The organism is Ignavibacteria bacterium (assembly GCA_016707005.1).
Classification (GTDB): Bacteria; Bacteroidota; Ignavibacteria; order Kapaibacteriales; family Kapaibacteriaceae; genus UBA10438.
Window position 1 is genome coordinate 556719 of record JADJIQ010000002.1, and the last position, 23646, is coordinate 580364.

The 23646-nt window shown below is 51.6% G+C and carries 17 protein-coding genes; 4 read left to right on the forward strand and 13 right to left on the reverse strand.

The genetic code is table 11. The features are described from left to right. Nucleotides 1-42: 42 nt before the first annotated feature. Both IPI29_05230 and IPI29_05235 read right to left on the reverse strand, forming a co-directional pair. On the reverse strand, nucleotides 43-1068 hold the full coding sequence (locus IPI29_05230; protein ID MBK7411937.1) for a hypothetical protein: 1026 nt from the start codon (nucleotides 1066-1068) through the stop codon (nucleotides 43-45). Next, entirely contained in the window at nucleotides 1065-1913 is an 849-nt protein-coding gene (locus IPI29_05235) for an FAD-dependent thymidylate synthase (GenBank protein ID MBK7411938.1), read from the reverse strand. Before IPI29_05235 ends, IPI29_05230 begins: the two co-directional genes overlap by 4 nt. 77 nt (nucleotides 1914-1990) lie before the next feature. Here IPI29_05235 and IPI29_05240 point away from each other — a divergent pair, with 77 nt between their 5' ends. Next, nucleotides 1991-4276: a hypothetical protein gene (locus tag IPI29_05240; GenBank protein ID MBK7411939.1), complete on the forward strand. Its 2286-nt coding sequence runs from the start codon at nucleotides 1991-1993 to the stop codon at nucleotides 4274-4276. Here IPI29_05240 and IPI29_05245 read toward each other — a convergent pair. The 3 genes from IPI29_05245 to IPI29_05255 are packed head-to-tail and all read right to left on the reverse strand — an operon-like array spanning nucleotide 4273 to nucleotide 6015. Beyond that, a complete protein-coding gene (locus IPI29_05245) occupies nucleotides 4273-4950 on the reverse strand; it encodes a TIGR00266 family protein (protein ID MBK7411940.1) in 678 nt (225 codons plus the stop codon). The genes IPI29_05240 and IPI29_05245 overlap by 4 nt on opposite strands. A 1-nt stretch (nucleotide 4951) precedes the next feature. Next, nucleotides 4952-5494: a nucleoside deaminase gene (locus IPI29_05250; GenBank protein ID MBK7411941.1), complete on the reverse strand. Its 543-nt coding sequence runs from the start codon at nucleotides 5492-5494 to the stop codon at nucleotides 4952-4954. Continuing rightward, entirely contained in the window at nucleotides 5491-6015 is a 525-nt protein-coding gene (locus IPI29_05255) for a DUF4920 domain-containing protein (GenBank protein MBK7411942.1), read from the reverse strand. The genes IPI29_05250 and IPI29_05255 overlap by 4 nt, the downstream gene beginning before the upstream one ends. Between IPI29_05255 and IPI29_05260 the strand changes: the two genes are divergently transcribed. After that, complete coding sequence (locus tag IPI29_05260) at nucleotides 6014-6469, forward strand: D-tyrosyl-tRNA(Tyr) deacylase (protein MBK7411943.1); 456 nt, start codon at nucleotides 6014-6016, stop codon at nucleotides 6467-6469. The genes IPI29_05255 and IPI29_05260 overlap by 2 nt on opposite strands. Before the next feature lie 138 nt (nucleotides 6470-6607). On the opposite strand, the gene IPI29_05265 is transcribed toward IPI29_05260, so the two are convergent. From IPI29_05265 to rpsF, 8 genes are all read right to left on the reverse strand, one after another. Then, a complete protein-coding gene (locus tag IPI29_05265; protein MBK7411944.1) occupies nucleotides 6608-9193 on the reverse strand; it encodes a hypothetical protein in 2586 nt (861 codons plus the stop codon). A 78-nt stretch (nucleotides 9194-9271) separates the two neighbouring features. Next, nucleotides 9272-10294: a hypothetical protein gene (locus IPI29_05270; protein ID MBK7411945.1), complete on the reverse strand. Its 1023-nt coding sequence runs from the start codon at nucleotides 10292-10294 to the stop codon at nucleotides 9272-9274. A gap of 1614 nt (nucleotides 10295-11908) precedes the next feature. Beyond that, nucleotides 11909-14509: a hypothetical protein gene (locus IPI29_05275; GenBank protein ID MBK7411946.1), complete on the reverse strand. Its 2601-nt coding sequence runs from the start codon at nucleotides 14507-14509 to the stop codon at nucleotides 11909-11911. Between the two features lie 110 nt (nucleotides 14510-14619). Next, nucleotides 14620-17256, reverse strand: coding sequence for a hypothetical protein (locus tag IPI29_05280; GenBank protein ID MBK7411947.1), 2637 nt, complete (start codon nucleotides 17254-17256; stop codon nucleotides 14620-14622). Nucleotides 17257-17360: 104 nt separating this feature from the next. Then, nucleotides 17361-19037 carry a 2-oxoglutarate dehydrogenase, E2 component, dihydrolipoamide succinyltransferase gene (sucB, locus tag IPI29_05285; protein ID MBK7411948.1) on the reverse strand — a complete coding sequence of 559 codons (1677 nt, stop codon included), beginning with the start codon at nucleotides 19035-19037 and terminating at the stop codon, nucleotides 17361-17363. A 46-nt stretch (nucleotides 19038-19083) separates the two neighbouring features. After that, nucleotides 19084-19956 (reverse strand): TIGR01777 family protein, encoded by an 873-nt coding sequence (locus tag IPI29_05290; GenBank protein MBK7411949.1) that lies wholly within the window; start codon nucleotides 19954-19956, stop codon nucleotides 19084-19086. Nucleotides 19957-20028: 72 nt separating this feature from the next. Next, nucleotides 20029-20475, reverse strand: a complete 447-nt coding sequence (locus IPI29_05295; protein MBK7411950.1) for a 50S ribosomal protein L9 — start codon at nucleotides 20473-20475, stop codon at nucleotides 20029-20031. 24 nt (nucleotides 20476-20499) lie between these two features. Further along, entirely contained in the window at nucleotides 20500-20889 is a 390-nt protein-coding gene (rpsF, locus tag IPI29_05300) for a 30S ribosomal protein S6 (protein ID MBK7411951.1), read from the reverse strand. A gap of 296 nt (nucleotides 20890-21185) precedes the next feature. Here rpsF and IPI29_05305 point away from each other — a divergent pair, with 296 nt between their 5' ends. Both IPI29_05305 and IPI29_05310 read left to right on the forward strand, forming a co-directional pair. After that, nucleotides 21186-22781 carry a 30S ribosomal protein S1 gene (locus IPI29_05305; GenBank protein ID MBK7411952.1) on the forward strand — a complete coding sequence of 532 codons (1596 nt, stop codon included), beginning with the start codon at nucleotides 21186-21188 and terminating at the stop codon, nucleotides 22779-22781. 74 nt (nucleotides 22782-22855) lie between these two features. Continuing rightward, nucleotides 22856-23617 carry a hypothetical protein gene (locus IPI29_05310; protein ID MBK7411953.1) on the forward strand — a complete coding sequence of 254 codons (762 nt, stop codon included), beginning with the start codon at nucleotides 22856-22858 and terminating at the stop codon, nucleotides 23615-23617. Nucleotides 23618-23646: the final 29 nt, after the last annotated feature.

The following is a 23646-nucleotide window of genomic DNA, read 5'->3' on the forward strand; positions in this document are numbered from 1 at the left end:
TAGGGTGTAACGAGACTGTGAACAGGTAACGAAGAGGTATCGTTATGGCTTTTGCCACTGCGGATTGGTGAGTACACTCGAATCCGTTAGTGCCTTCATGAAGGCAACGAGAGCAGCCTTTTCAGGGTCCGTAAGGCCTAGCTTCTTTACGCGCGGGTCTTTGTTGGGGAAGGACGTGCCGCCTTCATTGTAATGATCTACAACTTGTTCGAGTGTTGTGAGGAGCCCCTTCTCACTATCACCCGTGGCCATATAGGGCGGACTGAGGGCAACATTCCGCAACGTTGGGGTCTTGAACTTTCCCTCGTCAAGCGGGTCCTTTGTTACGTTGTACAGACCGCGGTCGAAGTAGTGATGGAAGAGTCCAACGTTATGGAAGAGATCGTCCGTGAAGTCAGGACCGCCATGACAGGAACTGCACATGGTCTTGCTGCTAAAGAAGAGCTGCAATCCCTGACGTTCTTGAGCAGAAAGGGCATTGATCTCCCCACGAGCGAATCTGTCATACCTGCTGTTCGTGCTTACGATTGTGCGCTCGAAGGTCGCAATGGCCTGCATAGCGCGCGTCATGTTCACAAGAGTATCACCGAAGGCCGCGGTCCACTTTGCCCGATACTCAGCGGAACGCAGGAGAGCGGCAACGGCCAACGTATCGGCATCCATCTCGGTGGAGTTAAGGAAGGCACCCATTGCTTGCTCCTCGAGAGTACCGGCGCGACCATCCCAGAACATCACCTTACGATAGCCGGCGTTGACGATCATCGGTGCGTTTCGCTGTCCGCGAGAACCATAGACTCCCTCGCTCACTTGGTTCGGAGCATCAGAGAATGACATTTCCGGACGGTGACACGATGCACAGGCGATCGTACCTTCGCTGGAGAGTCGAGCATCGTAGTAAAGGTGACGGCCAAGATCCACCTTGGACGGCGTGATCGGATTGTTTGCCGGAAACGGCATTGTCGGAAGATGAGCCGGAACTGCTGGGAACTGCTCAGGCAACGGCTCCAGGGGATCGTTGGCACAGCCAGCGACCACAATGAGTGATGCAAAGAGCAGGGTCAGTTTCACAGGCTCGACATTTCATCCAGTTTCGTGAGGAATTCCTCGGCTTCGCGTCCCTTGAGACCGGCAGCTTCCAGTGTAGAGGCCTCGGGCGTCATCGTAGTCAACATTGCACGCAATGCAATGAGTTCCTTGCGAGAGAACCTGCGGGCATGCAGCAGATAGTCTTCGAATGCCTCCCACGCTGCAGGTACAACGGCCTTGACGATCTCTGCCATGGCTTCTCCATAGACGCGGATCTCATATTGCGCGTGTGCATCGATCCGCAGGCGAAGGAAATGGAAGAGGTTATGCAGATCGATCTTCCAATACCACTCTGTGTAATTCGATACGGGGAGATTGATACGGGCGATCTCGCGGGCGAGATCTGTTCCCAGCAATTCTTGGTACTCGGCGTAGAGTTTGTCCTGCGTGTCGGACATCATCGTGCGGATGCGTTCGGACTCCTCAGGGGCAAAAGCATCCTCTGATCTACCCTGTTTGTTCGATGTACTCTGTGCTCGGACCTGATCCGGCGCAGGTACGTAGAATTCGTCCTTCATTTCCGAATACCGGCCGGAATATTCGTTCACGTTGGCTGTGCGATGCCTGATCCATTGTCGGGCAACGAAGATCGGCAGCTTCACATGGAACTTGAACTCCACCATTTCGAACGGTGTAGTATGCGCGTGACGCAGCAAATAGCGGATGAGCCCCCTATCCTCGTGCACCTTCTTTGTCCCGGAGCCATAGGACACGCGGGCGGCTTGCACGATGGCGGCATCATCCCCCATCACGTCAATGAGTCGAACGAATCCCTTGTCAAGGCAGGGAAACTCCTTACCGATCAGCGATTGTATCTGTTCTGTCATAGGTACAAAGATAGAATCTGGCTTCCGTAGATTCGCCTTTCGGTCAAAGGATCCTAATCGTATTCTTCTGAGGGGCTATGTATTTCTTTCGAGCGATAGTTTGCTGTGTCGGCGCAATAGTCCTTTTTCAGGGGGCTGGGCAGGCCGGAGAGACCTCACCCGCAACATTTGAGGCGTTCCGCGATACCGTCCTGAACCTCAAACTCGATAGTTCATCCCACCGACAGATAGGGGGCGTGATCTTCGAGGACGGCCTGATAACGATCAGTCTCGACAGCGGATCCTGGGTCTATCTGGAGCGCTATGATGGCCGTCCGGTAGCCGGCGTTTTCTCCGGAAGTGGCACCGTTACCTTTACCCCGAATCACCCTACCGAAGTGGTGAACCTCCAACGATTCTACCATGCCGATCAATTTTCGGAAGAATTCGACAAGGCCGTGTTCATCTTCACGGATAATCGACTTCCTTCGCTGATCAATGAGTTTCCTGCCTCTGGGAGCGTTCCGGAATCAATGCAGGGATCTGCGTTGATGGCTACGTCCTTCATCAGTGAGAACGACAACAAGGACGTCGATGGCGCATTCTCGCGTTGTCTGTTGAACAACTATTCATCACCTCTATTCTATGCGCAGCTAAAGTATCGGAAGGACATGGAGTGTTACGTGGTTCACAACCCGTACGACATCGAGCCTTTCATTCTCTCGGCACGACACGAGAAGAAGGGTCCAAAGTCCATGACCTTTATCAATCAATGTCCGGACGTGTCCGGTTGGCCACCACTCTCTGATGACGGTGTTGAAGGCCACGATCAGGTTCGAACGATCAAGCATACGATGACGTGCGACATTGCAAGATCACTCGACATGAAGACACATGATCGGATCGACATGGAGGTCAATGCCGACAGCGTGCTGTGGCTTGAAATGGAGATCACCTCGTATCTAAAGCTTGACTCTGTTAAACTCAACAGTGAGAAACTCACCACGTTCCGCTCGAAAGATGCATCTCGGTTCTGGGTGAAACTCCCCTCTTGGCACAAGAAGGGTCAGCCCCTTTCCATCACTGTGTCGTACAGTGGCGACATCATTGAACGATATCAGGACTACACCGTGTTGAAGACGTCGCTCGATTGGATCCCATCACACTCGTATTTCCATAAAGCACTCTACGACATAACGTTCTCCTATCCTTCATCGATGACGTTGCTCTCGCTCGGCGAACAGAAGTCGATCAATACCGTTGATCGCACAACCACGAGTCGTTGGGTGACAACCATCCCGAACACTAACAACTCCTTCCATATCGGTCTCTTCAAGAGCAGAGAGCTTGAGACGACCAAGGAAACACCAACGGCCACGTTGCACTACAATACCAAGGACCAGGTAGATGCTGTTGCCTTGGATGTTCAACAATCATTGTTGTTCTATTCTCGACTCTTCGGTCCTCTCTCGATCAGCCACCTGAATGCAACAGAACTTCCGGGAAATCACGGCGAAGCATTCCCCGGACTCTTACACCTATCGAGTTATGCGTTCTTTCGTGCAGAGGATGCATCAACGGATGATTTCTTTGGCGAACAGTTCACATCGCACGAGGTAGCACACCAATGGTGGGGTATCAGCGTGAAGCCGATGCTCTACCGGGACCGCTGGATCTCAGAAGGATTTGCTGAGTACTCATGCCTCATGTATTCCCAGTTGGCTGCGCAGGAGGGAAAAAAGTTCTTTCGTTTGCTCGATGAATACCGAGATCAGATCATGTCGTTCGGCAAGAAAGCACTCGGTGAGAATCTCGCCCCACCCTCTGTAGCACTTGGTCATCGCGTAACGTCAGGTGCAGGAATCAGCGGCGGAAATGCTTACAATGCCTTTGTCTATTACAAAGGGGCATGGGTTCTTCACATGCTTCGGAACATGATGATCGACCTCAGGACCATGAAGGAGGATGTCTTCCTTACGGTCATGAAGGAATTCTACGTGAAGTACAATGGTAAGCGTGCATCAACGGCCAACTTCCAGCGCACCATTGAGAACGTAACTGGCGCCGACTTGCAGTGGTTCTTTGATGAATGGGTCTACGGCAACCAGCTTCCTACCTACACCGTTGCATGGAAGAAAGAGGCACTTCCAGCGGGACAATGGAAGGTTACGCTGCGTGTGAAGCAAGAAGGTGTCTCGGATGACTTCACAATGCTTGTGCCGGTGAAGGTTGTTGGAGATGACAAGCAGCTCACACGCATGCGCCTCCAAGTGACCGGCAAGGTCTCTGAAGTTGTCTTACCGCACTTTTCTTTCGAACCGGACGATCTGATCTTCAACGATCTGTCTTCTGTCCTCTGCACCGTAGAGACTGAAAAGTACTAGCTGCCACTCGATGGTAGGAATGGGATCAGCGACTGCGCGAAGTGCCGGATGTTGCGCGTTTGCATCCAGATCGTACCCGGACCGCTGAACATACAGACAAGACCTTCTCCACTGGCAAAGGAGCTGAAGAGCCCCTTCGCCGCTGTTTTGATGGAGTATTGCATACCATCGGTGAAGGCCACGATATGTCCAGTATCAACAACGTACGGCTCACCCGGACCAAGCGTCTTCTTGTAGATCGCACCGAATCCATTGAGAAAGAGCGGTCCGGACCCTGAGAGAACACTGAGGAAGAGATCTGTGCCCGCCACGAGTGACTTGATCGAACCTCTGGCACTGATCGTAAGATCGGGGCTGCCAGCGAGGTAGGCACCACCGTAGGCAAGGATGGTCTCATTGTTCAGATCCAGCTGCATGATGTCTCCGGGTGCAGACGGGGCTAGGTAGAGTTCGCCCGGACCGTGGGCGGCAGTGTACATCGAGGCAAAGATCGACTCTCCGCCGACGGCGGCTTTGAGTGTTCCAAGAAGCCCCTTACCTGCAGACTTCGTCTCCAGTTCGATGGTAGGTGTCATCGACAACATCGCACCCGGCTCGGCTCGGAATCTCTCGCCCTGTTGCATATCCACGCGCAGGGAGGCGTAGACGGGACCATTCTCGATCGTGAAGTTCATCTTATTCTCCGTTATAGATCACGGCACCGGAGGCCACATAGGCCTCGAGCACCTTCATACCTTCATTTCGCAGAACATCGCGAGTCACTGAGATACCTTGCGATGTGTAGTGTTCGATCCAATCCTGTGGTTTGTTGCCTTCGTTGAAGCCGACCGCACGAACATCTTCATCACGTACACAGGAAACCACTCGCTTGATACCGGCCCATGGTATAGCGCCCATACACATCGCGCATGGTTCTGCGGTGATCACCATTGTGAACCGACCGCGTTCTGCCAAGGCCCACGTGCCGAGTCGTTCACTTGCCATCATGATCGTTACGATCTCCGCATGAAAAACAGCGCAGTTCAACGACGTAACAAGGTTCACACCCGAGGCGATCACGCGATGATCTTCACTGACAAGTGCTGCTGCGAATGGTCCGCCCGTGCGTTCTTCGATGTTCCGCTGAGCGAGCGTGAGAACATATCTCATCGCCGATTCATCATCGGCATATTGAGGGGGCTTTACCAGCTCCATCCATTCAGGGAGTGCGATGTTCATCGAACGCGAACGCCGGTAGCCTCAAACGTGAGTTCTTGTTGGTCGCCCTTGATCTTCTCGATCTCCTTCTTCGACTTCCCGGCATCCTCTGCATAGTGTCGGGCATCGGCCTCACTGAGCACATCTTCTTTGAGCATTCCTTCAGCAACGATGCGTTTACCGGCAAGATCCTTCGGCATAAAGAAACTATAATCCTTGAAGGTGACGCGCACCTTGGTTGTTCCGTCGGCAAGGATCATCCAGCACCCCTTTTTCTGACAGACTTCCTTCACCATCGCCGTTACGGCGATCGGTGCATTGAACTTCTTCTCTGTAACCGCACGAGAGAGGGAGAGAACCGTGGACGCCTTCACCCCGGCACCATATTCTTGACCCTTTTTGGCAGGTGCTGGGTCTTGTAGAGTGAATGCCATTACGACACATGCGATGAGCACAGAGAAAAATGTCTTCATAAGGGGGCGTGATGTTGTGTACAGATCAATGACGAACTTACATATTCGCAGACGAACAAGGAACACCATGCGTATTGTCATCCAACGTGTCAGCTCAGCCCACGTAGACATAGACTCCATCACGGTTGGTCGGATCGACCGGGGCTTGTTGGCCCTTGTGGGCATCACCCATACAGACAACTCCATGAACGTGGCGTGGATGGCTGAGAAGCTCCTCGCCCTGCGCATCTTTCCCGATGCTGAAGGGAAGATGAATCTCTCCATCAAGGAGACAGGAGGGGGCATCCTCCTCGTCTCACAATTCACACTCTACGGAGATGTGTCCAAGGGCACAAGACCATCATTCGTCGAGGCCGCACGACCGGAACATGCCCAGCCCCTCTTCAACGAACTCATTCGCCGCATTGAGGATCTCTCCCGAGACGCTCAACAACCGATCACTATCGCCACTGGCGTCTTTGGTGCCATGATGGACGTGCATCTGGTGAATGATGGTCCGGTGACCTTGTGCCTTGACAGGTAGCTTTTTAAGCGCCTTTGTAAGCGCCTTTTTCAAGCGCCTTCTGCAAGCGCCTTCTGCAAGAGACTTCTGCAAGCGCCTTCTTCAAGAGCCTTCTGCAAGCGCCTTCTTCAAGAGCCTTCTGCAAGCGCCTTCGTTAAGCTATTCGGGGGCGACAATGAAGGTGCCGGACTCAAGGATACGTCCGTCCTGGGTGCGGAGGAGGAAGCCGTACATGCCGGGGGCGACGCGTTGGTTTGAGCCGCTGCGGAGATTCCATCGGTAGCGGGTCGACGTCGGATCTAGCTGTGCCGTAAGCATTGTACTCCCCATCTCGCTGTAAACGATCAGATCGTTTACTTCAGTTCGGCTACTTGACAAAATGAACTCAGCCCACTCAGTTGCTGGATTTGGGAATGAAACGATTCCAATACTATCAACAGCTGTATCTATGTCGGGGGGAGGTGCGACTGGAGGCAAAGGCGTTGTAACGTAGAAAGTATCCAGCCCAGTTGTTCTTAGAATGGCCTTGGCATCAAGTATGTGCAGCACCGTATCCGTAGCGTTCCAAACCAACATTCGGGATCCCGAAGTGTCAAAGACCAACCTAGACAAACGTCCTCTGAGGACAGTTCTCCCGGCTGTATCGCCTGTTGCTGAGTGAAGGAAGATGAACAGTGTTGAATCCAATTTGTTTGAATACAGTTCCTTCGTGCCTAAAACAAGACTCGTGTGTGGAACGGCTTGCACGTTGGCTGGGAGCTTCCTTGATCGCACCAGCTCATAAGTTCGGCCGTCGAAGATACCGCTCCCCGACCACAGGTAACGTCCTTCGTTCACAAAGAGCATCGACTCCGCGGGAATAAGTAGTGTGTCACCGCACAAACCAGAACCGCCGTTTTTTCGCCAGACGCCACCATTTGTGACTGCATGGACAAACAGCGGATTGTCCTGTGAAGGATCAAAAGCAACGCAATTGAAGTAAGCATGGCACCCAGAACGCATACTGGAGCCTGGCTCACCTACAACGAGTTCAGATTGATATTGATATCGATTTACGTAGTCCGTCGTAAACTCAAAGAGTGAGATGCGACCATGCCGACGATCAATATGTCTCTGGAAGAATACTGACTTAGAACAATTCGGTGTGTATGTCTCAAAACGCTGTTCAACCTCAGTCCAGTGGAAGCCGTCAACGTCCAAGAACCTATGAGTCCAACGCTCGAAGAAGTACCAATTTTCCTGTCCACCCGGAAGCTTCTCGCCTCCTTGAGTGTATCGACTAAATGCCAACTTGTCGTTTGTGGCAAATGATACAACTTGCGACTGCATCCAGTCTACGAGTGGTTTTTCCACAAAGAACAAACTATCGCCTTCCAAGTCAGCTATGATGTTATGTTCACCACACGCAGCGATTCTGCGACCAGACGGTGAGAGATCATAATTGTAGCTTTTGGGAAAACGCCCCGTCCACAATGCATGGGCAACCGACGGAAGCGTATCGACGACGATCGTTGTATCAAACGTTGAACGAACACCAGATCGATCGCTGACTTCCACCCTCATTTCATGTGTACCTGCGGGTAAGAATGCGAGCCCATTCTTCGGTGGAACTCCATTGAACACTATTCCGATCCTAAGACCAGCGTTGATCGGAATCGGACTAAATACGGGGGTGAAGGTAGTGTGCTCCGTGTACCGAACAGGTTTGATCGGTTTGGATAGGTGGACCTCGTTCTTAAGCTTTGAAGCTATGTAAACGTTTATGATAGTGTCCCTCGTGACCACCACCTCACCTGATGGCGACATTTTGAACGAATGTCGGCCTTCGAACATTGGTTGACTGTACAGATTCGCCTCAATGAACTGCTTTTCTTCAGTTTCGATATCTGAAATGACCAAATGAATTCTCGGGCTAAGACGACTGTCTTGTACATGCTCGTATCCAATTGTTCGCATACCATTATCACAGATAATGCCTCTCAGGGTCATCGGGAATTGCGTTATGGTCTGACCTGAACACAGATCATAGGTAATTCCGTTAGCTAGATACTCATTTGTACCAGGCAAGAACTGGTGTATCATGGATTCATCTGATGACGGGATAGCGAACTTACATGCCTTAGTGCTAGAGTCCACAGAGTACCAGCTATTATATCGCTCGTCATGAACGTCACCTCGTATTCCGACCCACCTACGCCCATAGAGGTATGACGCGAAGGCATCATCAATGCTGAAGCTGGCGTAAACGAGATTGTAGTTGGTGATCCGACTGCTCGACTTTGCCTTGCGATTCAATAGGATTCCGCTCTCCGTGACAATAAATCGACCACCTTGACTGATGCAAAGAATTCGATAGGCATACTTATCGTTGATCAGATTGATCGGCACATTGAGCGTATCACTTCGCTCCAATACTCCATCGTCAGAGAAATCATAAACTGTAACGATAGACGATGCTGTATCAGTCTTAACATGTAGCAGCGTCACCCCCTTCTTATGTTTCGGCAGACAGATCCCATAGATGTTGAATGGTACCGTCCATACACGTTGTACAGCTCCAGTATAGGCATCAAGGATTCTTACACTATCATTCCGTGCAGTTACAACCGTTGAATCGCTAACATCATACAACCACCCTATGGACATTTTCCACGAAGGTTGGAGAATCGCACCTTGCGACCATACATCGGCGACCGTGATCACCCAAATGAGGCAAAGCGCCGAGCATTTTACAATTCGAATCATGTCTTTGGATCCATTATGCAACCTACAACATAGCCCACTACCGCCTACTACACACCTTGTTGCTGCGCCTTCTACAAGCTACTCGGGTGCGACGATGAAGGTGCCGGACTCAAGGATACGTCCGTCCTGGGTGCGGAGGAGGAAGCCGTACATGCCGGGGGCAACGCGTTGACCGGAGGAGGTAAGGAGGTTCCAGTCAACGTAGGTAGACCCCTCTGCAGCAAGTGTATTCCATTTACATACGCCCATTAGATCGCGCACTTCAAGCTGGAGGTCTTCGTGCGATGCAGGACGATCGAATCTAACGACGTTTGAGGCAGGGTTAGGTCGAGGCGCATGCGGAACGGCTGGGTCACGCTCTGAGACTGACGTGGGTGAATCGAGATAGTACTGTTCAAGACCATTGTCCTTGATCATGGACTCAAGGTCGAGCACTTCAACCTCTGCTGGATAGCCTCGCGAGATGAGCAGTCGGCGACCTGAGGTGTCGCATATGATCGAACCAATAGAAGCCCCATAGTGGATAGTCGCAAGTGGGCGGGTGTCTAGTGCCGAGTAAAACACGAGATCTGTCGGCGATGATTGTGGTTGTGCAACGGGGCACAGGACGAGACTTGAGTGGGGCACCGCAATGCAATTCTCTTGCAATGAGGATGCAATGATGTTGCGCCCAGTTTGCGAATCATACGTTCCGTCTCGTGACCAGAGGATCTTTCCATCGTGCACAAACATCATCGGAATCGCTGGCAGGCCGATCAGTCCCAAACAAGTTCTTGACTGACCATCGATTCGTCGAGATGTGCGTGTTTGCGGTGCATTGATCGTAAGCGTACCGATCAACAACGGACTATCTGTTGATGGATCAGCCGCTACAAATCGTGGAGAGTAAAAACATGGCTTTTCAGAAGTAAGTGACGTATCGGTTACCACCCACACAACACTATTGGAATCACCGTCAAATCCACCCGTATAGAATAGACCGCGACCTCGTATTCTATCAATCCCCCCGGTATACCTTGGCGGTCCAGGTTCATTGCCATACCACTGGTGTGAGAAACCACCCTTACGTACACTTCCAGTTGTTACGTCAACAGACTTCAAGATTTGGTAGTCCGTATACGATCCAGCCAACCCTCCTGACGGGCCTATCCCGGTTTGCATATTCGTCGAGAGTAGGAGCGAATGATTCGAAATGAATTTGACAACTGGCCTTGATTCGTTGTACACCTCATCTTTGGAGACCCTAGACAGGGTGTCTCCAATCAGATCAGCAAGGTAGATGCGATTTCCACTCATGACAATCTTATTGCCACTCGGGCTCAAGTCAACTCCCGTCATTCCGTTTGGCACACCTCCAATCCACAGACTATAAGGGGACCGACCCCGTGCACCTACAAGAATTGTTGAATCGAAACTTTCAACAAGGCTATCACCACTATGAAGCTCAATCGTAACCCTATGTTCGCCTGCGGTTAGATACAAGTGATCAGCATACCTTTCTGTACCGTCAACGCGACATCGAAGTCTCATGGAATCAGTGACTGGATGATAGTCAAGCAGAAGACTAACGGGGGAGTGTTCAAGAATGGGAGTTGGAAAGTATATCCAGTCGAGTCCAGGGTTCAGGTCGGTATTGGGGATGGCATAGACACGTATCGTGTCACCAGGCAAAGCAATCACTCGCAAGGAAGGATTGGTCTCGTACCAAGGTGTGTTATATAGAAATGGTGCACGCACCTCTGCGAACGCAAGCCTATAATCTTTGCCTCCGGCAAATCCTCTAATGAAAACTGAATGACCGCTACCGAAGTAATCGTACCATGAAGTTCTATACCCGTCATCAGCATATCTACCGTAGGGACGACGGCTCGTCTTTCTTACAACTCTCCAATCAGGGTAGGATAGTACCTCCAAGCCATTACAAAGGAGGTTTGTACGAGGAATGAACTGCGCCAGTCCATCAGTTGGTCGATCTGGAATAGATATCTCGCCCCACGACGATGGAACAAGCGAATAGATTTGCGTACGATTCTGCACGATCGTCGCACCATGAGCACCATTGGACCACTGACCAGAATGAATGATGCACGCAGACTCATCGACATTGAACGACACGTTCTTCACGAAGTACCCGCGAATATTGATGGAGCTTCTCGTTACCCGATCATAAATGAGATGCGACCCGAACACAATGAATCGACCAGAGGCGCTGATCGCATTTATTCCCCCCATTAATTTGTCAGATTCAAACGGCACCTGAACTTCAAATGAATCCAAGTCTCGAAGCGCGCCGCTCAAAGAATAGTATCGGAGATACGCAACTGCGCGACTTGGGAGGAACTGTAAGGTTGACAATACTGGAGCGCTACCCTTTGACTCGAGTGCGAGACCACAAACATCAATTCCTGGCTTCCATGCAAACCGACGTACACCTGTGGCGGCCTCAAACACAATTACTGAGTCTTTTGTGGCAACCACAACAACTGAATCTCCAACTCGAACATGCGCACCTGATCGAGTTTGCACTGTCCACGAAGGAGCGATAGTTGTCGATTGGCCCTGTAGTGCTACGACCCACATGAGCTGAACAACCACGAGTACGAAAATGAATTTGGTAGGCATACTTGTTTTCATTTGTAGGTCATTCTCACTGCTTATTGCAACATCGCCGATTACAACCTTCTGTGCACCATGACAACACCTTGACTTGCTAAGCTATTCGGGTGCGACGATGAAGGTCCCGGACTCAAGGATACGTCCGTCTTGGGTGCGGAGGAGGAAGCCGTACATGCCCGGGGCAACGCGTTGACCGGAGGAGGTTTGGAGGTTCCACGTGAACTCAGTTTTGCCTGAGGTCAAAAGAGTAGAACCAACGCTGAGACCCATTGAATTTGAGATGAGGATCACTGCATCAGTGTCCAAGGGACAATCCAAGGCAATTTTCGCCCATGATCTTGCTGGTAAAGGGGAAAGCTTGACCCAATGTGTTTCTGTCTGGTATTGCTCGATTGATACCCCTGATACCATACCTAACAATCCCAAGTCTTGAAGGATCGAATCGAGATGGACAATCTCGACACATCCATCCCTTCTATGAAGAAGCAAGCGTTTCCCGGATGTATCAATGTCTATGTCATTCAGCATTGTTGCGGCAGCATACGTTCCGACTGAATCGAAAGATGGTAGTGTGTAGAAGTTTAAGCTATTCGCGCCATTGCTTCCAATGACCAGTTTCTTATGGGGTATAGATTGAAAAATACCCGAATGGTGATGAATGCCCGCGATGGTCCAATTCTTCGTTTCATATACAACGCTATCAGTAATGAGATATTCTCCATCCGAAGCATAGGTGAGTCGAGAACTGGACCTAGGTAGTTGAAACGTGCAGGTGCCAGTAGACGAGTTTACAATCGAAACGCTATTTGGGTCTATTGACCAGCTTGAACGGGGACCACCACTTAATGCAAGTTCAGCCCGACGTGGATGCCCAGAGCCCGAGGTTCGTTCTCCACAGAAGTCGATTTCATAAAGCAGGCCATCTTGCAGATTCACGTTACCAACAGTCAGTCTGATTCCTGCAAACTCATCGATTTGGTTCCACCCTTGAATGTATACTGCACCTCGTTCCTTCACTTCGATAACATTGAGCCCACTTTCAATGAATGGCTCAAAATCCGTTGAATATTCCCGCAACTGGCTCGATTGCCCTGCACCTGTTTCGAGGCTATACCATTGACTCTTGGTGTACAGTTCATGCCAATATGCTCCTTGACTCCCTATCCACGTCTGCTCCGTGAACTCAATGAATACCGGACAGTCTTCTCCTGCCCAAGCAGTCTTCCCAGCTCGCCAATAGTAATCTGATGTGAATTGGTTCTCGACGATTGGATATGTGTCGATCAAGCTCAGCGATCCCTCGTCCACATCTTGAACGACTTTAAGTGCACCATTCATAGAAACCCTTCGTCCGCCTGGACTGATTGAGGCCGATGACAAACTATCAATTGATCCAATCCATAGCGAGTGTACACTTGGAGGTATTGCGCGCGCCTCAATTTGGCTTTCTACTTCTCCGATCACGCTGTCACCATGCTTTGCTCTGATGGCTATCACATGGCTCCCCTGTGAAAGACTTACATATGGCTGTATTTCAGCCAATTCACCATCAACAACTAGTTCGATCAGGTTAGTTGGGTCAATTGGGAGAGTTGCAGCACGAATTCGAACGACATGGTGCTCCTTCACAGTATCTGGCACCTCATTCTTAAAGATGACAGTGGTATCCCACTTCATTGGCAACTCATGTCCAACTACTTTCCCATTTGCGTTCTGCGAGACAACAACACCTCTATCCGACACACCCCACGACTTCATAACATTGTTGACTGAAGACTGAGTCTCACCAAGCCTACACTCAATCGCTCCTCGTGAAAGATCATAGATCTCGATCAATGAGTCTCTCTTCATCGTGATTGGTATTGCAACCGAATGGATTCCATCAGCCAACAACATCCCACTAATGAGCATTGGCAACCTTAAGATTGCTTTTGACCCATTCTTATCGCGCACCTGGTCAGCCCAGTAGATGTAGCCTGCTGGAGTGAATCCAGCAAGACAGTCGTAGTGACCACCAATGTTTCTACCATAGCGCAAAGAGTCCAAGTTAGTTGGGATCAGAATATTTCGCGTTACATATGGATTAGTACGTCCTCCGAAATAGACATATGAGGTGTACGTAATCATTTTTGTTTCGTCTGGAGAGAAACACATTGCTTCAACTGTTTCCGGCACGACTGCCATTCTTGCTTCCTTGAGATCAAACAATCCGATTGCAGACCCATACATGCCGTCCCAAAGCGTCACAGCAACATATCTGCCTGAAGCACTAGCACTAAGGATGGATAGTGGCAGTTTTGTCGTTTTCAAGAGCAAGGAATCGTCTGACTGAATTCTACAGATCTGATGTACCCTGTTTTCATTCACACCAAAGAACACGAATTCCGCTCGAGCGCCATTGCTTGTTTGGATGGTATCAAATGCAACCACAAGGATCGAGTCATTTGTTCGATTATTGATTAGCCATGTATCGTGGATGCTCTGTGGCAACACAGCACTCCATTCATACGTACCGTGTTCATTTGAATGGATACGTAAAGTATCCGCACGGGTCATTGCAAATGATTGGACTCCGATACTGGAATATGAGAAACCAGATGGCGGCGTAATACTCCAAGACGGGTCCAACACCTGTTGTTTTGATTGACTCTGACTAACTGCAGTCAGTATGACTATTGCAATAACAAGTAGTTGCTTCATGTTGACTTCCTTTCTCATGCAACATCGCCCCCTACCAACTCTCTCGCACCTTGACAAAACCTTAACAAGGGTGTTCTTCGATCAAGGGGCTCACCAAGGTCAATCAGATCTTATTCGGGAGCGACGATGAAGGTCCCGGACTCAAGGACGCGTCCGTCTTGGGTGCGGAGGAGGAAGCCGTACATGCCGGGGGCGATGCGTTGACCGGAGGAGGTAAGGAGGTTCCAGCGATACCGGGTAGTAGCAGGATCAATTCTTGTGGCGAGTGCGGTACTGCCTATCTCGTTGAACACATTCAAATTTTGTGGCTCGGGGTGTTCGCTATCAAACATAAACTCCACCCAATCGACTTCAGGATTTGGATGGGTGGGAACGCCTAGATCTTTAAAGACGGTATCAGGGGTTTGCGTTGTATCGTCGTCTGATGGAGGATCCACATGAGGTGGCGGAGTGTTGACGTAGAATGTGTCAAGCCCAACGCTCTTCAACAGAGACGCTACGTTGAGAATATGCAATACGCTATCAGTCGAATTTTTCACAAGCATCTTCTGTCCCAATGTGTCAAACACGGGGGCAGATAGACGTTTTCTAAAGTCAATTTTTCCCGCTGTATCTCCCGTGGAGGAATGAAGAAAGATGAAGGTGGTGGAATCCAGTTCATATGTTGAATCAGCATCAAAGGCGATAGCAGTACTAGTTGCGATGACAAGACTTGTTTGTGGCACAGCCTGAACATTGCTTGGCAGCTTTAGTGAGCGAATGAGTTCGCCGGTGCGCCCGTTATAGATGCCCTTTCCCGACCACAGATAACGACCCTCTTCTACGAAGATCATTGGGTCGGCAGGGATCGACAATGTGTCTTGGCATTCACCGGTCTTACCGTCCATGTACCAAACGCTTGGAGATGTTGGTTTAACCAACAGCTTTGCTCCCGTAGAAAGCGGTCTATCCCTCATAGGATCGATCGCTATTGAGGTTGGAATTCCGTGGCATACATTTCTCGTTGAGATGCCAGAGTCATCGAAACAAAGCTCTTCCGTCTTCGTGAAGTAGTCATCCACGGTGGACTTAAACTGTAGTGCTCGTCCATACCGACGATCCACACTTCGAAGGAATCGAATTATTGTCCCTTGTTCAACTTCGTTGAGATGAACTTCCTGAACTACAGTGTCCCAGATTGGACCTTCGAGGCACAGCAGTCTGTGATGCCAGCGAACAAAAACGGTTTCGTTTGACGTTGTAGTCCCGGACGTGTACTTGCTAAACAACAGTGTATTGTCCGTGATAAACGACACCCGATCAGCCATGCGGAGTTCAGACTGGAGTTTCTCACCAAAGATCAGACTATCACCGTCGACATCAATCACAACGTCTGCGAACCCCGATGCAACCACTCGTAGTCCTGAAGGAGAAAGGTCGAAATTGTTCAAGTCTCCAACTCGCATAGTCCACAAAGCGTTATCGAGGCTTGGTAGCTCATGGAGCGTGATAAGTGTGTCGAATTCCATGACCAGCCCCTTCCTATCCGAGACTCGCAGTTGAACGTGATGCACTCCAGCAGTTCCAAAAAACAATCCTGCCTTCAGTTCCTTTCCATCTACGAGAACTGTTGCCTTCCTATCAGAGTTGATTGGCACAGCCCAAGATGCCAACGGTATCGGTGTCCGTTCGGTAAAGTGCCCCTGAAACGCTCTCGTTGATGCGACCTTGCTACCTGCTACACTTCTTGCATTGAAGATGTGCACTGCTGTATCACGCATTGCAACGATCTGTCCGGACGGAGACACCTTGAACCACGAATTGTATGGAAGGCCACTTGCGCTATATACCGGATCAACCCAAGCTCCGGTTTTGATCAACTGCCTATAGCCAGTTTCGATATCCGTCAGAACAAATGACCACGTACCATCGACACCCGCGGGCGGTGGCTCATAGCCTGCTGTTTTCAATCCGTTATCACAAACGATTCCTGCAAGTGTCTCTGGGAATCGCCTGTGTTCTTGCCCCGAACAGTAGTCATAGGAAATACCCCCAACCAAGTATTCCGACGTGAAGGGTATGAACTGCTGCACTTCATTTTCATTTTCTGTGGGAACATATCTGATGCAGGACTGTGTAGTTGAATCCATTGATATGCAACCATTGTTTCTCCAAAAGTAGACACCTCCACGTATGCCATAGGTTCGCAAGCCAGATAGGTACGACATAAGAGTCTCCTCTCTGTTGAAACTCACATGCCGAATAGACCCAGAACCGAGTTCTCTACGGTAGGTACAGACCCCGGTTTCACGATCCAAGATGTAATTGCCCGAAGTGAAGATGTATCTTCCGCTTCGACTTATTGACATAAGTTCACTTCTCGTCTCCCCATTCTTCAGTTTCCCCGCAACAGTGAACGTATCGACATCTTCAAGATCACCTTCGTCCGAATATTCATAGACGAACAGAATAGTCTCAGTAGATGTGGTCTCAGTAGCGAGCAGTAGAACTCCACGTTTATGCAACGGCAGGCAAAGTCCTTTGATCTCATACGATACTGTCCACGTTATCATGGTATCACCTGTAATCGCATCACGGATCATCACGTTTTTGGGACCAGCAAAAACCGTCGATGAGTCGCTCACGTCGAAAAACTTGTATCCTTTCTGAGACCTAACTGGAGTTAACTCGTCTTCTTGTGCAAAGGACGCACCAAGGGTCAAGATGACGCCGACGATCGCCAAGCCAAGTTTGATTGTATACGACATAAGATCAGATCCTTTCAATATGGATCCCATCTAGGGGGCTCACCACAAACGAAAAAGGGGCACGGATACCGTGCCCCTTGTGAGATTCTACTTAGCGTATTGTGTTACAGCGTAACGGTGCTCTCGTTGATGCCTTCAAGCGCTCTGCACATTGCAGCGAGTGCCTGCGTGGCCAAGGCACCGTCGATCACGCGGTGATCGTAGGTGATGGAGAGGTAGACCATGCTGCGAACAACGATCACGTCTTCGCCATCGAGTTCACGAACCACCGGACGCTTCTGAATAGCACCGAGGCCGATGATGGCGGTCTGTGGTTGATTGATCACCGGAGTTCCAAAGAGCGACCCAAATGAGCCAACGTTGGTAACGGTGATGGTGCCGCCGGAGATATCATCAGGCGTAAGCTTCTTTGTCCGTGCGCGGTTGGCAAGATCGTTCATCGAGCGGGCAATGCCGGTGATGTTCAGCGTCTCTGCGCTCTTGATCACAGGGACGATGAGATTACCATCAGGCAGGGCCGTTGCCATGCCAAGGTTTACTCTGCGGTGCTGAATAATGTTCTTTCCGTCAACACTCACATTGATACCAGGCCATAGCTTCACTGCCTCACAGGCTGCCCATCCGAAGAATGGGTTGTAGGTGAGCTTGATCCCCTCGCGCTTGAGGAAGGCGTCCTTGTACTTCTCACGGAGCTTGACCATTCCTGTGACATCTGCCTCAGCAACGCTGGTCACGTGTGCAGATGTCTGCTTCGAACGTGTCATGTGCTCGGAGATGAGCTGACGCATACGGTCCATCGGGACGATGATGCTGTCGCCACCGGTGAGGGCTGAAGATGGGACTGGGGATGGGACTGAAGATGGGACTGGGGATGGGACTGAAGATGGGACTGAAGATGGGACTGGGGATGGGACTGCTGCTGTACCATTAGTACGGCGCGAGAGATATCCCAGCACATCAGCCTTCGTAACGCGACCTTCAAGACCGGTACCGGGCAGTGCATCAAGCTCGGCAACGCTGATATTCTCAGCAGATGCAATGCTTCGTACAAGGGGCGAATAGAACCGTGCACCTGACTGTCGCGGGACTGGGGCTGAGGCGGAAGACGGGACTGGGGATGGGACTGGGGATGGGACTGGGGATGGGACTGGGGATGGGACTGGGGATGGGACTGAAGATGGGACTGAAGATGGGACTGAAGATGAAAGGCGAGCGATAACTGCGCCAACTTCAACGACGTCTCCTTCATTTGCGAGGACGGCAACAAGCGTGCCTGCACTTGGTGATGGCACTTCTGTGTCCACCTTGTCCGTGGAGATTTCTAGGAGCACTTCATCACGCTCAACCTTGTCTCCAACCTTCTTCACCCAGCGAAGAACCTTACCCTCTTGGATGGACTCGCCCATCTTTGGCATCACTACGTCCACCTCTCCACCGGATGCGGGAGTAGGAACAGGCGCTGCTACAGGCGCTGGAACAGCCGCTGGAACAGGTGCTGCTGCAGGCGCTGGAACAGCCGCCGGAGCAGGCGCTGATGCAGCCACTCCATCACCAAGGATGGCGATGACCTTCCCTACCTCAACCGTATCGCCTTCGGCGAAGAGGATCTGCGAGATCACACCAGATGCAGGAGACGGAACTTCCGTGTCCACCTTATCCGTAGAGATCTCAAGGATCACTTCATCACGTTCAACCTTTTCACCAACATTCTTCACCCATCGAAGGATCTTTCCTTCTTGAATGGATTCGCCCATCTTGGGCATCACAACTTCAATGCTCATTTGAGGTATTCCTGCCTGGTAATGTTCATCTGTGGAGACTCGCAACTTAACCAATTCTCCGTAACGCCTCGTTCAGGGTTGGGTACAGGAAACGGAACGTCGTTCCTCCCAGGCGCATTGGGATAACGTGTTGGCCGTGTACGACGATGTCTGCCTGACGTCCAAGCAGGAGTCGTAGAACGAATTCAGGAACTCGAAGCCACGACGGCCTGTGGAGGACGCGTCCGAGTTCGCGCGCGAACTGACGCATTGTTACATCTTCCGGCGCAACAACGTTGTACGGACCTGAGGCATCGCTCGTTGTAGCAGCCCATACAAAGGCATTGACCACATCGTCTCGGTGGACCCACGGGAACCACTGGCGTCCGCTTCCGAGAGGGCCCCCAATGAAGAGTTTCATCGGGAGTGACAGGCGAGGGAGAGCCCCTTCCTTTGCATCCAGGACCACTCCAACGCGTAGGATAGCTACTCTCGTGACGTCTGCCGCCTTTTGGGCTTCGTGTTCCCACTTGTCTACCACCTGGGCTGCAAATGTCTGTCCGGCCGGGATGGCTTCATTGCACGGCACGTAGGTATTCCCATAATACCCAACAGCCGAGGCGTTGATGAGAGCCGGAGGTTTTGCTGCTGCGTGAATAGCGGCTACGATCTTGCGCGTGGCATCGAGCCTACTTTGAAGGATCTCGTGGCGAACGGCATTACTCCAGCGCTTACCGCCGATGTTGCTGCCGGCAAGATTGATCACGGCTGTGGCCCCATCCACAACGCCTGGTAAGGCATCCCAGGTGATGGTTGAGCCATCTCCACCTCGTTGGACGCTCCGAGAGACTGTGATTACGGAGAAGCCCTTTTGACGGAAGGCGGTAGCGAGGTGACGGCCGAGAAAGCCCGAGCCGCCGGCCAGGATAATTGTGTTCATGATGATCCAGAAACAACAAAGCCCGAGCGAGAGTTCGCACGGGCTTTGGATTAAGTCGTCAGAATATCCAGATCACTCTTGACCGATGACCCACACCTTGAGAGGAGCGATAACGTCGGTATGGAGCTTCACCTTTACATCGAAGATGCCAAGTGTCTTGATCGGCTCGTCGATGATGATGTTCCGCTTATCCACGGTGAATCCGCGGAGTTCAAGTTCTTGAGCGATCATCGGTCCGGTTACGGAACCGAAGATGCGACCCTCTTCGCCAACCTGCATAGGGACGGTGATCTGAAGCTCTGCGAGTTGCGCTGCGATGCCTTCGGCATGTGTGCGCGCCTTGGCCATACGGCCCTCATATTGCTTCTTTTCCGTCTCAAGCGAGCGGATAGCGCCAGGTGTTGCCACGTAGGCGAGTTGATTCGGGATCAGGTAGTTGCGAGCATATCCGGCCTTCACTGTGGCGATCTCGCCGATGTGGCCCAAGCTCTCAACGTCTTGTCGAAGGATGATTTTCATGATCGTGACCAGGTTCGGAGTGATTTAAAGGATCGGCATGCCGGTCTTCGCGGCTTCTGCCATGGCGGCAGCACGAATGGCCTGAGCTTCTGCACGGACCTTACGGAACTCGCGAAGCTTTGGATCGAGTTGCAGAATAAGATGACGCATCACGCCTTCTTCGAGGAAGAAGAACTTCTCCAGAAGCGGAAGGGCCTCTGCTGGGGCATCGAATGCCAAGTACACGTAGAATCCGTTGTACTTCTTCTTGATCGGATAGGCCAGGCGACGACGTCCCATCTTGTTGAGTTCGACCATCTGGGCACCGTTCTCTTCGAGGAAATCGTTGACGCGCTTTACGATCGCGTCGATGTCGGCATCTTCAAGCGCAGCGTTGAGGATGTAGGTTGTTTCGTACAGGCGACGAACACTCATGTGGAACTCCTATGGATGCAATACGCAGCCGTTAGCGTCCAAGACTGACGGCAGGATGAGGGAAGTGTCTCTTGTTAGAGCCGACAAACATACGGCCCAAAGTCGGTTTTCCCAAACCAACACCCTCCACACCCTACCGGCAGTTATGCTGACATAATACTCCCGCGCGTACACACGGGCTTGTACGAGTGGATTTTGCCTGTATCTTCGCAGTCCCGTAATGGATCGTCCATCCCGGGAACGCGATCACCCGCTGGGTGAGCATCTCTATCACTCCCCGTTCTCATTTTCCGCATATGTCCGAACAGAACCCAGACCTCGAGCCGAACGCTGAAGCAGCCGCTGAAGCAGCACCCGAAGCAACGCCTTCACAAGCACCTGAAGCAGCGCCTGTAGCTGTTACTGAACCAGTCGCTGAAGCAGTTGCTGAACCAGTCGCTGAAGCAGTTGCTGAACCAGTCGCTGAACCAGTCGCTGAACCAGTCGCTGAACCAGTCGCTGAACCAGTCGCTGAACCAGTCGCTGAAGCAGTTGCTGAAGCCGCCCCTGAGCCAACTCCAGAATCAGCCGCTGAAGCAGCCGCGAACGCTGCTAAAAAGGAAGAGGAGCGGAAGCACAAAGAAGAGGAACGCAAGAAGCGCGATGAAGCGTATGCGATCCTTGAAGGCTTCAAGGCTGCGGGAACAGCATTCGATGTTTCGATCGCTGAGCGCGTGAAGGGCGGACTTCGTGGTGAGTTCAATGGTCTTCGGATCTTCTTGCCAGCATCGCATTTCGGCGTCCGCAAGAACGTCCCTGAAGAAGAACTCAATGGTCTGATCGGGCAAACAGTGCGTGTAAAGGTGCACGAATTGCAGTCGGACGATACGGGCTATAAGTCTGCCGTTGTTACCCGACGCGATATTCTCCTCGAAGATTTCTGGGCTGCCATTCAGCCGGGCGCTGTGTATGACGGCGTTGTATCCTCAGTTACTCCGTTCGGCGCCTTCGTCAACATTGGTGGCGTGGAAGGTCTAGTGCACGTTTCTCGCCTTTCCAAGACGCGCGTAGAGAATCCGGCGGACGTGGTCAAGAAGGGCGACAAGCTGAAGGTGACCGTGGCTGAGGTGGACCGTGAGAAGCGCAAGCTCTCACTCTCGCACAAGGAACACGAAGAAGACCCATGGAAGGGTGTCAACGAAGCTTATCCAACGGCAAAGCGCGTAAAAGGAACGGTTCGCCGTATAACAGATTTCGGCGCCTATGTTCAGGTTGCTCCCAAGATCGAAGGTCTTCTTCGTATCAGTGAGCTGAGTTGGACCCGACGTGTAAAGCACCCATCGGAGGTTGTCAACGTTGGTCAAGAGATCGAAGTAGAGATCCTTTCAGCGAACGAAGAGAAGCACCAGCTTGCTCTCGGGTATAAGCAAACACTCGAGAACCCATGGCTCACTCTCTCTACAACCATGCCTATCGGAACAGAAACGTCAGGCATCGTGCAGCAGATCCGCACCCAGGGCGCCGTTGTCCGCGTCAATGACGCGTTCGACGGATTCATGCCACGTTCGAAGATCATCAATGTGGGTCGGGGTGCAAAGGCACCGATGAACGTTGGCGACAATGTCTCATGCGTGGTTGTAGACCTCAACGTTGAAAACGCTTCGCTCATCCTTGCCATGAAGGGTGAAGACGGAACGATCGGCGGCACGCAGCAGGATGAAGGACGCTATGGTGGCGGCGACCGTCAAGATCGCGGTGATCGCGGTGATCGTGGTGATCGTGGTGATCGACGTGACCGTGGTGATCGTGGGGACCGTGGACATCGGGGTGAATCCGTTGCCATTCCGCAACAGCCCGGTGTGACCCTTGGTGACATGCTCAAGGACGCTCAGAAGTCTGCCTTGCAGAAGTAACCAGCACAACTACACGCGAATATCAACGAAGCCGTCGTGACCCATCTCGACGGCTTCTGTATTTTTCGGACATTATGACGCTACACAGCCAATCGATTTCGATCGTTCTCATCCTTCTTGGGGCATTCAGCTATGCTGTGGCTCAGGACGGTGATGGCAGTGTTGTCCTTCAACCCCGCGTTCTCTCCCCTGCTGAGTTCCTTACGGTAGACTCGCTGGGCGACAACGGTCGGATCGCCATCCCGGGTCAGGTGCGCAGCAGGTCTTCTGCCGAACAAGACAGCATGTATGCGGCTGCATTGGCTCTTCGCATCCCTGCATCGATCCGCTTTGCTACGTCGCTCATGGAGACCTCAACCGCGCTTCGCTACAGCGCCGAACTGCAACGTCCGCGCTCGATCTGGGAGCAGATCAACAACACGATGAACATCCCGGCGAAGATCCTTCAGCCGTCACCGCAAGAACAAGCGCAATACCAGCTCACTATCGCAAATGCGATGTACGTTCCGGGCGTGTTGCTCTATCCGATGGGAACCGGGAACATGCAGATCAATCTCGGTGACATCGCCAAGGTCTTTGGCTTTGGTGAGGATGTGAGCCCGGTCATCAGATACGTTGTGGATGAGACGATCGAAGTAGAGATCGTCATCTACTCCACACAGGCTATCAACGTGAAGACCGTCTTCAAGGGAATTCAAGCACCTGGCGCCTACACGATAACCTGGGACGGTAGAGACCAGAAGGGCAAGCCCACGGTTCCGGGAGAGTACATCGCGGAAGTGCGTCTCGGCGGAGAACGGCTCATGCGGAAGAGGATCTCGTGGAATGGTCGATAAGGTAACATCTCACCTAGGTTGTCTGTCTT